A 13,742-nucleotide genomic window follows, 5' to 3' on the forward strand; every position below is an offset into this window, starting at 1 on the left:
CCGGACATGAGCCAGGGAGGGCGTGCCTTTTGGCTGTGGCTTAGCCTTGTTACCTCTTGCTGGGCGAGTGAAGCGCCGCAGGTTCTCGAGGTGCTGACTCGCTCCGGGCTGGATAATGTCCAGATCCGTCTGGACGAACAAGACCGCCAATGGTTGCGTCAGCATCCGGTGTTGCGGATGGGCATTTCAGGTCGCGATTACCCACCGTTCGAGATCACCCGCAATCAGCATGAACTGGAAGGGCTCACAGCCGATTACGCCGACCTGCTGGCGCAACTGCTGGGCCTCAGAGTCGAAGTCCGGCGTTTTGCCAACCGGGATGCGGTGATGGCGGCACTCAAACGTGGCGATCTCGATGTATTGGGGACATCCAACAGTTTTGAGATCGCCGACCCTGCGATCGTTCTGTCCCGACCCTATGCTGAAGATCAGCCAATGCTGGTTACCCGGCTCGAAGAATCCATGCCGATGGATCTCTCGGGCAAGCGTGTCGCCATGGTCGAGGATTACATGCAGCTGGCGACGGTGCAGGCGTTCTACCCTGAAGCGAGCGTGCAACTTTACGCCTCGGCAATGGATGCACTGGGAGCCGTGGCGTTCGGTGCGGATGATGTTTATCTGGGCGATTTCATCAGTGCCAGTTACTTGATCAACACCAATTATCGAAATGACCTGCAATTGGCAGGGCCCGCGGGACTTGATGCCAACCCGTTCGGCTTTGCGCTGATGCGCAGCGATGTGCGCCTCAAACGTCTCGTCGACAACGCGTTGGCGGCGATTCCCATGGAGCATCGGCAACGTATCGAACAGCGCTGGAGCGTCGGTCTTGCCGAGATGGCTGAACAAACACGGGTGCAGCTCAGTGCCGCAGAGCAGCAGTGGCTGGATCAACATCCGGTGGTGCGGGTAGGCGGTGTCGAAGATTTTGCCCCGCTGAGTTTTTTTGACGCAGATGGGCGTTTCAGTGGGCTGGCGGCGCAACTGTTGAGCCTGATCAGTCAGCGCAGCGGGCTGAATTTCGAGGTCGTGCGCGGGCAGTCGCTGGATCGACAGATCGAGCAACTGCAGGTCGGTGAGCTTGACGTGCTACCCGTGGTGACGCCCAGCAGCGAGCGTGAAAACGAACTGCGATTCACTCGGGCCTACATGAGCAATCCGTTTGTGCTGGTCAGTGCGACAACCGAGGCAAGCCCGCGCAACCTCGATGAGTTGGTGGGTAAACGGCTGGCGATTTATCGCGGCCACCCGTTGCGCGGCTATTTGCAGGAACGGGTCTCGGCATTACGTTTTGTCGAAGTCAAAAGCCCCGCCGAAGGCATAGCGTTGATTGCCAGGGGGCAGGCAGACGCCACCGTCAGTTCGTTGCTGGTGGCGCGATTTGTGATTGCCCGTCAGCATCGCGAGCGTCTGCGTATTGCCAGCACCATTGGCGATCAACCGGCCCGTATTGCCCTGGCCACCGCGCCACAATCTTCGATGCTTCACTCGATCCTGAACAAGGCATTGCTGAGCATCGCTCCGCAACAGATGGACGAACTGGTTGCACGCTGGAGTCATGATGTGGTGGTGGAAGAGAGCTATTGGCTACGACATCGCCGCGAGATTCTGCTGGGTTTTGCAGGGGCGGCGAGCCTGCTGTTGGCGGCGCTGATCTGGATCGGTTTGCAGCGCAGACAGATCCGTCAGCGTCAGCAGTGGTTACAACAATTGCAGCAGGCCAAGGACGCCGCGGACGACGCCAATCGGGCCAAAACCACGTTTCTGGCGACTATGAGCCATGAAATTCGTACGCCAATGAATGCATTGATCGGGATGCTCGAGCTGGCGCTCAAACGTGCCGATGAGGGCGTGACCGATCGCCTGGCCATTCAGGTGGCATCCAATGCCGGGCAACAGTTGCTGGCACTGATCGGCGACATCCTCGACATCGCGCGTATTGAAACCGGGCATTTGTCCCTGGCTCCCGAGCGGGCCAACCTGCGGGAACTGGTGGTGTCGGTGTGCCGGGTGTTTGAAGGACTGGCGCGACAGAAGTGCCTGTTGTGGCACGTCGAGTTGGGTGAGCACAGTGACGTCGATGTATTGATTGACCCGACGCGCTTCAAACAAGTGTTGTCGAACTTGCTCAGCAACGCGATCAAGTTCACTGAAGACGGCGAGGTGAGCCTGTGGCTGAAAGTGACAGCGGTGTCGGCTGAGCGACTGGCCGTGAAAGTGGTCATCAAAGACAGCGGGATTGGCATTAGTGCGCAGGATCGGCAACGGTTGTTCAGCCCTTTCGTACAGGCGAGCAATAACGCTCAATCGGCGCGCGGTGGTTCCGGATTGGGCTTGGTGATCAGTCGCAGCCTCTGCGAAATGATGGGCGGCTGGTTGCACCTCGACAGCGAGCCGGGTCGCGGTACGCAAGTGCAGGTCAACCTCGAACTGCCGCTGCTGGCCGGTATCGCGCATGCCCCGGCAACACCGCTGACGCAGGATATGCCTGTGTGCCCACTGAGCGTTCTGGTGGTGGATGATCATCCGGTGAACCGTTTGTTGCTGTGCTGGCAGTTGAGTGAGCTGGGCCATCGAACGATTGCCGCCGAAGATGGCCATGAAGGACTGGAACGTTGGCGGACACAGCCCTTCGACGTGGTCATCACCGACTGCAACATGCCGCGGCGCAACGGCTATGAACTGGCGCGGGCCATCCGTGACGAAGAAGCCGCGAGCGGCCGCGCGCCTTGTCTGTTGATCGGGTTCACCGCCAATGCTCAGGTCGAGGAGACGGTTCGTTGCCTCGATGCCGGCATGGACGAATGCCTGTTCAAACCGATTCGCTTGCACGATTTGCAGCAGGCGTTGACGGGGGCCAGCCATTGCGACAGTGGTGTCGAACCGGTCGAAGACATGGCCCTGACAGAAATCGACCTGAGCGCGCTGGAGCAGATGGCCGGCGATGATCACTCGATGATTGATCACCTGCGTGAAGAAGTTTTGCGCAGCCTGCATCACGATCTGCAACGCCTCGACGAGTTGAACCACGAGCATGACAGCGACGGGTTGCGCGAACTGGCCCATCACATCAAGGGCGGCGCGCAGATGGTGGGCGCAGCGCGTGTGGTGGCAGCTTGCGCGGGTCTTGAACAGGCGTGTATCGAGGCCGAAGCCGATACCGTGGTCATGGCGATCCATACGCTGCGCGAGGCCATGAATGGTCTCGCGCAGCGTCTTCAGGGCTGAGCATTCAATCGCGCTGATTAATCCCAGTCAGGCGCAATGCCTTTCGGGCTGGTAAGGCGATGGCCGCGATCCAGTGTGGCGATTTGCGCCATGTCGGCATCGCTCAACGTCAGGGTCGTGGCGCCGAGATTGCTTTGCAGGTTGGCGCGTTTGGTCGATGACGGAATCACCGCATAACCCGACTGCATGGCCCAGGCCAGAGTGACTTGCGCCGGGGTGGCGTGCAGGCGTTCGGCGATCTGCTGGATCAGAGGGTCTTTCAGCACTTCGCCATAGGCGAGGGTCATGTATGAGGTGATGTGGATGCCCTGACTCTGGGCGAACCCGGCTACTTTGCGGTTTTGCAGGTACGGATGCAGCTCGATCTGATGGGTCGCGATGTTGTCGGCACCGACGGCAGCAATCGCCTGTTTCATCAGGTCGATGGTGAAGTTGGAAATACCGATCTGCCGGGTCAGGCCCAAACGCTTGGCTTCCAGCAAGGCCGTCATGAACTCTTCGACGGGCACTTGATCGTCCGGCGATGGCCAGTGGATCAACGTCAGGTCGAGGTAGTCGGTCTGCAGTTTTTGCAGGCTCTCTTTGAGGCTGTCGATCAGGCGCTCTTTGGCGAAGTTGGCAACCCAGATCTTGCTGGTGATAAACAGCTCTTCACGCGGAATGCCGCTAGCGGCGATGGCCTGGCCGACGTCGGCTTCGTTCTCATAGATCTGTGCAGTGTCGATGACCCGATAGCCGAGTTCGAGGGCGGTGCTCACTGAATCGATGACCACCTGGCCTTGCAGGCGGAACGTACCAAGGCCGAAAGCGGGAACAGACATGAAGACTCCAGGGGTTGCAGTGGGAATGGCCGGGAGTATCCGCGTTTGCTTTCGTGGGAAAAACCGTTGGTAGCGCAAAGCATTGTTGATCAGAAATCATGAATCAATTCCGAGACTTGTGATGTCTGGCCTGGCCTCTTCGCGAGCAAGATCGCTCCCACAGGGAATTGTGTTGGTGTTGAATTGTATTTACATCCCGAAAACCTGTGGGAGCTGGCTTGCCTGCGATTGCCGCGACTCGGTCTTGAGGCTGCCGAAGTTCACTGTCCTCCAGATAGAACGCTGAAGCTGATTTTTGCCGTCTAGTGCAATCATCGTCATGCAATTAAGCTTAATCCATTGCGTCATCCACACCTTTGGAGCCAATCATGAAAAACATCATCGGTATTTACACCAGCCCTCGCGGCCATTGGGTCGGCGATGGTTTTCCGGTTCGCACACTGTTTTCCTACGACAACCTCGGCCAACACATCAGCCCCTTCCTGCTGCTCGATCACGCGGGACCTGCCGAATTTACGCCGACCACCGAGCAGCGCGGCGTGGGTCAGCATCCGCATCGTGGTTTTGAAACCGTGACGATTGTTTACGATGGTGAGGTGCAGCATCGCGACTCCACGGGCAGCGGTGGCACCATCGGCCCGGGCGACGTGCAATGGATGACAGCCGCTTCCGGAATACTCCACGAAGAGTTCCACTCGGAAAACTTCGCCAAAACCGGTGGCAAGCTGGAAATGGTTCAGCTGTGGGTCAATCTGCCCGCCAAGGACAAGATGGCCGCGCCGGGTTACCAGACAATTCTCGATCGTGACATCCCGCGCATTGCGCTCAAGGACAATGCCGGCAGCCTGCGTTTGATCGCCGGTGAGTTCGACGGCCATACAGGTCCGTCGCGCACCTTCACGCCAATTGATGTCTGGGATCTGCGCCTGAACGCTGGCAAGTTGCTGGCGCTGGATCTGCACGAAGGACGCAATACTGCGCTGGTGGTGTTGAAAGGTTCGGTGCAGATCAATGAACAAGAATCGGCGGAGCAGGGGCAACTGGTGTTGTTCGAGCGCGACGGCCGTCAACTGGCTCTCAAAGCTGCAACCGACGCCGTGGTGTTGCTGCTGAGCGGCGAGCCGATCGACGAACCGATCGTCGGTCACGGCCCGTTCGTGATGAACACCGAGCAGGAAATCCACCAGGCCTTCGCCGACTTCCAGTCCGGGCGTTTTGGCCGAATGCACGGGTAATTCCAGCCACACCACACCCCCTGTAGGAGCTGCCGCAGGCTGCGATCTTTTGATCTGGTTTTTAAAGACCAAAAGATCGCAGCCTGCGGCAGCTCCTACAGGGTTTTTTGTTTTTGCGAGGGTTGGAATCAATTACTCCTACACTGTCCCCAATCTGTGCGATCTTCGCGCGATTAGCCTTCGTCGGAGTTGTTTGATGCTGTCTCTGCTGACTGAACATCCGTTGTTTTGCGCGTTTATCCTGATCCTGCTCGATCTCGGACTCTGGCGTCTGATCAGCTCCCATGGCAGTGAATGGAAACTGCTGGTGCGGGTGCTGATTTTCGCGGTGTTCAGCCTTTTGCTGTTCAACGAAGGGCTCAATCCGATGGAGCCTGCGCCATGGGCCGACAACGTTCCTCTGCACCTGGCGGCGACCGGGTTGCAGATCGGCTGGTGGTTATTCGGCGCGCGCACGCTAACGGTGTTGATCGGTGCGGTCATGATGCAGCGGGTCGGGCACACCGGGCGGCTGCTCCAGGATTTGCTCGGCGCGGTGATTTTCCTGATCGCAATCATCGCGGCATTGGCGTACGTGCTGGATCTGCCGGTCAAAGGAGTGCTGGCGACGTCCGGCGCACTGGCGATCATCGTCGGTCTGGCCTTGCAGAGCACACTGAGCGACGTGTTTTCCGGCATTGTCCTCAACACCACCAAGCCGTATCAGCTGGATGACTGGATTTCCATCGACGGCACCGAAGGCCGCGTCACTGATATCGACTGGCGTGCCACGCGTCTGCAAACCAGTCAGGGCAGCATGGCGGTGATTCCCAATTCGTTGGCGGCCAAGGCCAAGATCATCAACTTCAGTCGGCCGAGCAATATGTTCGGCGTATCGGTCAGCGTGCAGGTCAGCCCCAATGCGCGGCCCCATTCGGTGATCGACGCGCTGGAGCGGGCGATGCAGGGCTGTCGGCAACTGCTCGACACGCCCGCACCGAGCGTGGCGTTGAAAAGCTCTGGCAGCAGTGGCGCCGAATACGAGATCAGCGGTTTCGTTGCCTCGATGAGCGAGAAGCGGTTGGTACGCAATCAGCTGTTTGATCTGGCGTATCGGCACTTGCAGGCATCCGGGGTCAATCTGCTGTCGAGCAATGAAGGTGACGCACCGACCCATTCGTCGCGACCGCGTGCGTTGCTCGACAGCTCACCGATCTTTTCGACGTTGCGCCAGGAAGAAAAGGACACCTTCAGCCAGAACATGGTCCTGCAAACTTTCCGCGCCGGTGAGGTGATTCTGGCGGGCGGGGAGGTCAGCGATCACTTGTTCATTGTCGAGTCGGGGGTGGTCTCGGTGACATTGAAACGTAACGGCACACCGTTCGAGTCCGGGCGCATGGGCCCGGGGGAAGTGATCGGCGAGGCCGGAATTCTCGCCGATACGTCGTTGCCGGCGGATTTCACGGCAAAAACCTTTTGCGCCCTGTATCGCATCGAGAAGTCCTATCTCAAGCCGTGTCTCGATGCGCGGCACGACATCAACGATGCAATGACGGCGCTGTTTGATTACCGTCTGCACAAGGCGCAATCGCTGACCGAGGAAGCGCCGGTGGTGGTGCCAAAGAAAGGCTTTTTGCAGTGGCTGCGCAGTCGCGCCTGAGCCTTTGAGCGCTGTTGTCGCACGCCGTCGCGGAACGATTCAATGCAACCAGTGCGGGGGCGATCAGGTCAGATTTTTCACAACCTCTGACACGAGCCCCGGACGATGAAAAACCTGCGGATCGCCACCTTCAACGTCAACGGCCTGCGCGCGCGGCTGCCCAATCTGCTGGAGTGGCTCAAGCGCGAGCAGCCGGACATCGTTTGTCTGCAAGAACTCAAATCGCTCGACAGCGCGTTCCCCGCCACCGAACTGGAAGCGGCCGGTTACGGCGCGATCTGGCACGGTCAGGCGGCATGGAACGGTGTGGCGATCCTCGCCCGCGATGCGCAACCACTGGAGAGTCGGCGCGGCTTGCCCGGTGATCCCGAGGACAAGCACAGCCGTTATCTGGAAGCGGCGGTGCACGGCGTGTTGGTCGGTTGCCTGTACCTGCCCAACGGCAACCCGCAGCCGGGGCCGAAATTCGATTACAAACTGGCATGGTTCGAACGGCTGATCGCCTATGCGAAAGACCTGCAAAGCAGTGATCACCCCGTGGTGCTGGCCGGCGACTACAACGTCGTGCCCACCGACATGGACATCTACAACACTCGGTCATGGCTGAAGGATGCGTTGCTGCAACCCGAAAGCCGCGAGTGTTATCAGCGATTGCTGGATCAGGGCTGGACCGATTCGCTGCGGCATCTGTATCCCGAAGAGCGGCTCTATACCTTCTGGGATTACTTCCGCCAGCACTGGCAAAGCAACTCCGGCCTGCGCATCGATCATCTGTTACTCAATCCGGCGCTGAGCCCTTACCTGCACGAGGCCGGCGTAGATGCCTGGGTGCGCAATGAACCGCACGCCAGCGACCATGCACCGACATGGATTCGCATCGGATCACGGAAAAAACGCTAGAGGCGATTGGTGAAATCAATTGTCGAATTCAACGCCCCATACCGTATACCTGGCGACCATCAACGCAGTGACTTGCGGCCCCATGCATAAGGACTGAGCAATGAGTGAGCCACGTCTGACGAATTTGAAACAATACCTGCAACGCCTGGGTTTCGAGGCGCCACCGCCGCCGACCCTGGAAACCCTCCGCGAGTTGCAATGGCGCCATACCGGCGCGTTCACCTTTGAAAATCTCGCAACGGTCACCGGCGCCCCGGTATTGATCGATCTTGCCTCGATTGAGCAGAAGGTCTTGCACGGTGGTCGCGGCGGTTACTGCTATGAACTCAATCATCTGTTTTTTGCCCTGTTGCTTGAATTGGGCTTCGACGTTCGTGCCATCAGCGGGCGAGTGGTCATGAATCAGCCCGAAGGCACCTGGACCGCGCGCACCCACCGCTTGAGTCTGGTCACCCTCGACGGCGTGCGCTACGTCACCGATGTCGGCTTCGGCGGCATGGTGCCGACCGCACCGCTGATGCTGGATACCGAGGCCGAGCAAGCCACACCGCACGAACCTTATCGGATCGAAAAACAACCCGATGGCTACATGCTGCGCGCCAATGTCGGGGGCGAATGGCGGCCGATGTACCTGTTCGATCTGCAACGCCAGGAAGACATCGATTTCACCATCGGCAACTGGTACGTCTCGACGCATCCGCAATCACCGTTTGCCAATCGCCTGATGGTTGCGCGTACTGGCGATGGCTGGCGGCGCACATTGAACAATGGCAGTTTCGCGATCCACCGCATCGGTGCCGAGAGCGAGCGGCGTGATGTCATCGACGTCGATGAACTGATTGAGTTGCTGCTGCAGGAGTTCGATCTACATTTGCCTGAGCGGCCGCATGTGCGCGACACCTTGGCGCGGTTGATTGTCCCGGGCTGAGGCCTATGGCTTCGCATCCGGCTCCAATACCCGGCGAATTTCCCCTACCGCTGCCGACAGTTTCTTCTCAAGGCTCTTGAGGTCGGCGGCCGTGATGCCTTTCTTGAACTGCCCGGAATGGGCCGAGTCTTCGGCTTGGCCCTTATCACCAGCGCTATCGAGCAGCGCATGGCGCAGGGTGTTGTTGATCACTGTCTGATAACCAAACCCCTCGTTTTCCGCCACCGTGCGCGCGGCGTCGATAACGGCATCGTCGAGCATGATGGTGATGCGGGTTTTGCCCTTGGTGGACACCGCTGCGCCACGTTTGCCCTGAGAGAAGTCATATTCATCTTTCATCGGTCAAGCCTCCAGAAAATACTCGCAACGTTCGCTCGGGGTGGCGAAACGTGCAGAAATAACGCGTACGACATTCGCTTCGCGGTAACTGTACGCAACGACCAATAAACGTCCCCTGGCATCGAGGCCGAGGGTGATCCAGCGTTGTTCGTCATGGTCGTTGTCCTCAATGGTCAGTGCGCGTTCATCGTGAAAAACCGCTTCAGTCTCTGCAAGGCTGACACCCCTGTGCTTGAGTTTATTGGCTGCGTTCTTGCTTTTGTCGTACTGAATGTCGAATGACTTCATTATGCATACTTTATATGTATAAAAAAGGGCGCGACCGCACCGTCGGTCGCCATGGACACTTCAGCCTAGTGGTAGATAGAGCAGGGGCAGGAGGGGATGTGTTGCCGGATTTGTGGGGGATGGAAGCTGCGGGATAGAAGCTTGGGTGGCTACCTATCCATTATCTGACTGATAAGTTGTATACAACTCTATGGACATTTGTCACGAGTATTGAATACAGTGTGCGCATAACAAAAACCAGGGAACCCCCCCACCATGAAAACGCCCCATGTTTCACACCAACGGCCCGAGGACGAAAACCTCGGGGTCGGCGCGAATATGGCTTACGGCCTGCAACATGTTCTGACCATGTATGGCGGTATCGTCGCGGTGCCACTGATCATCGGTCAGGCGGCCGGGCTGTCGCCCGCAGACATTGGTTTGTTGATTGCTGCTTCATTGTTTGCGGGGGGGCTGGCGACACTGCTGCAAACCCTGGGTCTACCGTTTTTCGGCTGTCAGTTGCCGCTGGTACAGGGTGTGTCGTTTTCCGGCGTTGCGACCATGGTCGCGATCGTCAGCAGCGGCGGGGAGGGTGGCTTCCAGTCGGTGCTTGGCGCGGTGATTGCCGCGTCGCTGATCGGTCTGTTGATTACCCCGGTGTTCTCGCGCATTACCAAGTTCTTCCCGCCGCTGGTGACCGGCATTGTGATCACCACCATCGGCCTCACGCTGATGCCGGTGGCCGCGCGCTGGGCCATGGGCGGCAATAGCCAGGCGCCGGACTTCGGCAGCATGCAGAACATTGGTCTGGCGGCGGTCACGCTGGTGCTGGTGTTACTGCTGAGCAAGGTCGGCAGCTCGACCATCTCGCGCTTGTCGATCCTGTTGGCTATGGTGATCGGCACGGTGCTGGCCGTGTTCCTTGGCATGGCCGACTTCTCTGGCGTCACCACCGGCCCGATGTTCGGCTTCCCGACGCCGTTCCATTTCGGCATGCCGACTTTCCACTTCGCAGCGATTCTGTCGATGTGCATCGTGGTCATGGTGACGCTTGTGGAAACCTCGGCGGACATTCTCGCGGTGGGTGAAATCATCGGCACCAAGGTCGATTCCAAACGTCTGGGCAATGGACTGCGCGCGGACATGCTGTCGAGCATGTTTGCGCCGATCTTCGGCTCGTTCACCCAGAGCGCTTTCGCCCAGAACGTCGGGCTGGTGGCGGTGACCGGGATCAAGAGTCGCTTTGTGGTCGCCACCGGTGGTCTGTTTCTGGTGGTCCTCGGCCTGCTGCCATTCATGGGCCGAGTGATCGCGGCAGTGCCGACCTCGGTACTCGGCGGCGCAGGTATTGTGTTGTTTGGCACCGTGGCCGCGAGTGGTATCCGTACGTTGTCGAAGGTTGACTACCGTAACAACGTCAATCTGATCATCGTTGCGACCTCGATTGGTTTCGGCATGATCCCGATTGCTGCGCCGAGCTTCTACGATCAATTCCCCAGCTGGTTCGCGACCATTTTCCACTCGGGCATCAGCTCGTCGGCGATCATGGCGATCCTGCTTAACCTGGCGTTCAACCACTTCACTACCGGCAACTCTGACCAGCAGTCGGTGTTTGCGGTGGCGGAGGAGCGAACTCTGCGCTATCGCGATCTGGCGGCGCTGCGTGAGGGTGACTACTTCAGCGACGGCAAACTGCATGACTGCGATGGCAAGGAAGTGCCGGTGATCGAAGTGGACACGGATCACGACCATGGTCACGGTGCACCGAAGGTGCAGATGAAAAGCAGCGAGCATGTTTGATCGCTGATCGAATAAAAAGGCCGATCTGTCGGAAGACAGATCGGCCTTTTCGTTTTCGTGGAGATCAAAAGATCGCAGCTTTCGGCAACTCCATCAGGGGGAATGCATTCAAACTGTAGGAGCTGCCGCAGGCTGCGATCTTTTGATCTTTCCGAGCGCCCACAAAAAAGCCCCTGAACCTTTCGATTCAGGGGCTTTGCTATTTGGCTCCACAACCTGGACTCGAACCAGGGACCCAGTGATTAACAGTCACTTGCTCTACCAACTGAGCTATTGCGGAATTGGTGCGTATGTTACTGATTCAAAAAGAGAAGTCAAGCGTCTGTTGTTGAATTTTGCAATTCGTCAGGACGGACGGTGGTTTACCGGCAATTGGCGGTTACCAGAATCGCCTCAGGGGTCTACCATGGCCGCCCGGAAGTGGTCACACGCGCTGCCGGCCATTCGCCGAAAAGGTACGCGCCATGAATCACACATCACTGTACATCGAGGTGCTCGCATGACCACCGCTCAAATCAGCCTGCCAAAAGGCGTCGGCCCGCACGCCGAAAAACTCTTCGATGCAATCACTCAGGCCAGCACCGCTGAAGAATTGAACCGCGCTGGCGGCAAGGCTGAGGGTTTTGTCCTCGGCCTGGAAACTGCCAAGGCCATCAAAAGCCAGATTGCCGAATCGCTGTACGTTGTCTATGACGATGCGGCCAGCCAGCGTGCGAGCGAACTGGCTTAACTGCCGAAGGTGATGGTGCCCATCATCAACTTGGCGTAAGCCGCGGTGGTCGCCAGTTGCACCAGCCACAAGACCAGGCCGCCGAGAAACACCCCGGCCGCCACTTGCAGCACCAGACTTTTTTCGCGTTTGGCCGGGGCGCGCGGGATGAAATCATCCATTTCGTCACGGTCGGCGCGCAGGTTGTCGTTTTTCATGTTGGCTCTCGCAGAATTCTCGGGTTGACTCATACCCTGTGGGAGCGAGCCTGCTCGAAGGCTTTGTGTCAGTCGACAATAAGTTGAATGACACAGCGCTTTCGCGAGCAGGCTCGCTCCCACAGTTAAATCTGTGTGCAGTTTAGAGGGTGTGGACTGTTTGCCGGGACAAATAAAAACGGGAAGCCAGAAGGCTTCCCGTTTTTCATAACAATGCGAAATCAGATGACCTGAACAATCGCATCGGTTACAGCCTTGATGTTGCTCTGGTTCAGAGCCGCCACGCAGATGCGGCCGGTGTCCAGGGCGTAGATGCCGAACTCGTTGCGCAGGCGATGAACCTGTTCAGTGGTCAGGCCGGAGTAGGAGAACATGCCACGCTGACGGCCGACGAAGCTGAAGTCGCGCTGCGGTGCTTTTTCTGCCAGCAGGCTGACCATTTGCTCGCGCATGCCGCGAATACGCAGGCGCATTTCCGCCAGTTCGGCTTCCCACTGCGCGCGCAGTTCCGGGCTGTTCAACACGGCGGCGACGATGCTTGCACCGTGGGTCGGCGGGTTGGAGTAGTTGGTGCGGATCACGCGTTTGACTTGCGACAGCACGCGCGCGCTTTCTTCTTTCGACTCGCTGATGATCGACAGTGCACCCACGCGCTCGCCATACAGCGAGAACGACTTGGAGAACGAACTCGAAACGAAGAAGGTCAGGCCCGATTCTGCGAACAGGCGCACAGCCGCGGCGTCTTCGTCGATGCCGTCACCGAAGCCCTGATAAGCCATGTCGAGGAACGGCACGTGACCTTTGGCTTTGACCACTTCCAGCACGTTGTTCCAGTCCGCCGGGGTCAGGTCGACACCGGTCGGGTTGTGGCAGCAGGCGTGCAGGATAACGATCGAGCCGTTTGGCAGGGCGTTGAGGTCCTCGAGCATGCCAGTACGGTTCACGTCGTGGGTGGCAGCATCGTAGTAACGGTAGTTCTGCACCGGGAAACCGGCGGTTTCGAACAGCGCACGGTGGTTTTCCCAGCTCGGGTCGCTGATCGCCACAACCGCGTTCGGCAGCAGTTGCTTGAGGAAGTCGGCACCGATTTTCAGTGCGCCGGTCCCGCCGACGGCCTGAGTGGTGATGACGCGACCGGCGCTGATCAGCGGCGAATCATTACCGAACAGCAGCTTTTGCACGGCCTGGTCGTAGGCAGCGATACCATCGATCGGCAGGTAACCGCGCGAAGCGTGTTGAGCGACGCGGATCGTTTCGGCTTCGATAACGGCGCGCAGAAGTGGAATTCGCCCCTCTTCGTTGCAGTAAACACCTACGCCCAGGTTGACCTTCGTGGTCCGGGTATCGGCGTTGAATGCTTCGTTGAGGCCCAGGATTGGATCGCGGGGTGCCATTTCGACAGCGGAGAACAGGCTCATTTTTGCGGCGGCTCTGAATGGAGAGTGGAGGGACGTGTCGCGCTCCAGCCGGATGCACTAGAGCGGTGCACAAACGGGGAGCTAGTATAGAGGCCATCACCGAGCGATGGCGACAGGCGATTCGGCTTTTAGGGTAAGTTTTTCCGATTATTTCTTGACCGTTAGTCGATTGAACGTGTCAGAGTTTTTACCGGATGTAGGACGTTTGCCTTGAAAGCCAAGGCAATCGCCACCACATTC

At 58.5% G+C, this 13,742-nt stretch carries 12 protein-coding genes and 1 tRNA gene; 7 read left to right on the top strand and 6 right to left on the bottom strand.

Annotation, left to right across the window (positions count from 1 at the left end):
- Positions 1 to 6: 6 nt before the first annotated feature.
- Positions 7 to 3,225, top strand: coding sequence for a transporter substrate-binding domain-containing protein (locus tag AB4P97_RS05095; RefSeq protein ID WP_395602140.1), 3,219 nt, complete (start codon positions 7 to 9; stop codon positions 3,223 to 3,225).
- A gap of 17 nt (positions 3,226 to 3,242) precedes the next feature.
- On the opposite strand, the gene dkgB is transcribed toward AB4P97_RS05095, so the two are convergent.
- Positions 3,243 to 4,046, bottom strand: a complete 804-nt coding sequence (gene dkgB, locus AB4P97_RS05100; protein ID WP_042558581.1) for a 2,5-didehydrogluconate reductase DkgB — start codon at positions 4,044 to 4,046, stop codon at positions 3,243 to 3,245.
- 368 nt (positions 4,047 to 4,414) lie between these two features.
- Between dkgB and AB4P97_RS05105 the strand changes: the two genes are divergently transcribed.
- The 4 genes from AB4P97_RS05105 to AB4P97_RS05120 all read left to right on the top strand — a co-directional run bounded on the left by AB4P97_RS05105 (position 4,415) and on the right by AB4P97_RS05120 (position 8,748).
- Positions 4,415 to 5,281: a pirin family protein gene (locus tag AB4P97_RS05105; RefSeq protein ID WP_047300438.1), complete on the top strand. Its 867-nt coding sequence runs from the start codon at positions 4,415 to 4,417 to the stop codon at positions 5,279 to 5,281.
- Positions 5,282 to 5,477: 196 nt separating this feature from the next.
- Positions 5,478 to 6,920, top strand: a complete 1,443-nt coding sequence (locus AB4P97_RS05110) for a mechanosensitive ion channel family protein (protein WP_261737083.1) — start codon at positions 5,478 to 5,480, stop codon at positions 6,918 to 6,920.
- Positions 6,921 to 7,025: 105 nt separating this feature from the next.
- Entirely contained in the window at positions 7,026 to 7,820 is a 795-nt protein-coding gene (gene xth, locus AB4P97_RS05115; protein WP_047300440.1) for an exodeoxyribonuclease III, read from the top strand.
- Positions 7,821 to 7,920: 100 nt separating this feature from the next.
- Positions 7,921 to 8,748, top strand: coding sequence for an arylamine N-acetyltransferase (locus tag AB4P97_RS05120; RefSeq protein ID WP_395602141.1), 828 nt, complete (start codon positions 7,921 to 7,923; stop codon positions 8,746 to 8,748).
- 3 nt (positions 8,749 to 8,751) lie between these two features.
- Here the strand turns inward: AB4P97_RS05120 and AB4P97_RS05125 are convergent, their stop codons facing one another.
- Together AB4P97_RS05125 and AB4P97_RS05130 are read right to left on the bottom strand one after the other, a co-directional pair.
- Positions 8,752 to 9,087, bottom strand: coding sequence for a BrnA antitoxin family protein (locus tag AB4P97_RS05125; protein ID WP_395602142.1), 336 nt, complete (start codon positions 9,085 to 9,087; stop codon positions 8,752 to 8,754).
- Positions 9,088 to 9,090: 3 nt separating this feature from the next.
- Positions 9,091 to 9,375, bottom strand: a complete 285-nt coding sequence (locus AB4P97_RS05130; RefSeq protein ID WP_047300442.1) for a BrnT family toxin — start codon at positions 9,373 to 9,375, stop codon at positions 9,091 to 9,093.
- Positions 9,376 to 9,630: 255 nt separating this feature from the next.
- On the opposite strand from AB4P97_RS05130, the gene AB4P97_RS05135 reads away from it, so the two are divergent.
- Positions 9,631 to 11,157 carry a nucleobase:cation symporter-2 family protein gene (locus tag AB4P97_RS05135; RefSeq protein WP_042558587.1) on the top strand — a complete coding sequence of 509 codons (1,527 nt, stop codon included), beginning with the start codon at positions 9,631 to 9,633 and terminating at the stop codon, positions 11,155 to 11,157.
- A gap of 204 nt (positions 11,158 to 11,361) precedes the next feature.
- Here AB4P97_RS05135 and AB4P97_RS05140 read toward each other — a convergent pair.
- Positions 11,362 to 11,437, bottom strand: a tRNA-Asn gene (locus AB4P97_RS05140).
- A gap of 219 nt (positions 11,438 to 11,656) precedes the next feature.
- Between AB4P97_RS05140 and AB4P97_RS05145 the strand changes: the two genes are divergently transcribed.
- On the top strand, positions 11,657 to 11,887 hold the full coding sequence (locus AB4P97_RS05145) for a hypothetical protein (RefSeq protein WP_042558588.1): 231 nt from the start codon (positions 11,657 to 11,659) through the stop codon (positions 11,885 to 11,887).
- On the opposite strand, the gene AB4P97_RS05150 is transcribed toward AB4P97_RS05145, so the two are convergent.
- Both AB4P97_RS05150 and AB4P97_RS05155 read right to left on the bottom strand, forming a co-directional pair.
- A complete protein-coding gene (locus AB4P97_RS05150; protein ID WP_042558589.1) occupies positions 11,884 to 12,084 on the bottom strand; it encodes a hypothetical protein in 201 nt (66 codons plus the stop codon). The genes AB4P97_RS05145 and AB4P97_RS05150 overlap by 4 nt on opposite strands.
- A 221-nt stretch (positions 12,085 to 12,305) precedes the next feature.
- Positions 12,306 to 13,502, bottom strand: a complete 1,197-nt coding sequence (locus AB4P97_RS05155) for an amino acid aminotransferase (protein ID WP_042558590.1) — start codon at positions 13,500 to 13,502, stop codon at positions 12,306 to 12,308.
- Positions 13,503 to 13,742: the final 240 nt, after the last annotated feature.

It is taken from the genome of Pseudomonas sp. A1230 (assembly GCF_044218825.1).
In the GTDB taxonomy this organism is placed as follows: Bacteria; Pseudomonadota; Gammaproteobacteria; order Pseudomonadales; family Pseudomonadaceae; genus Aquipseudomonas; species Aquipseudomonas iridis.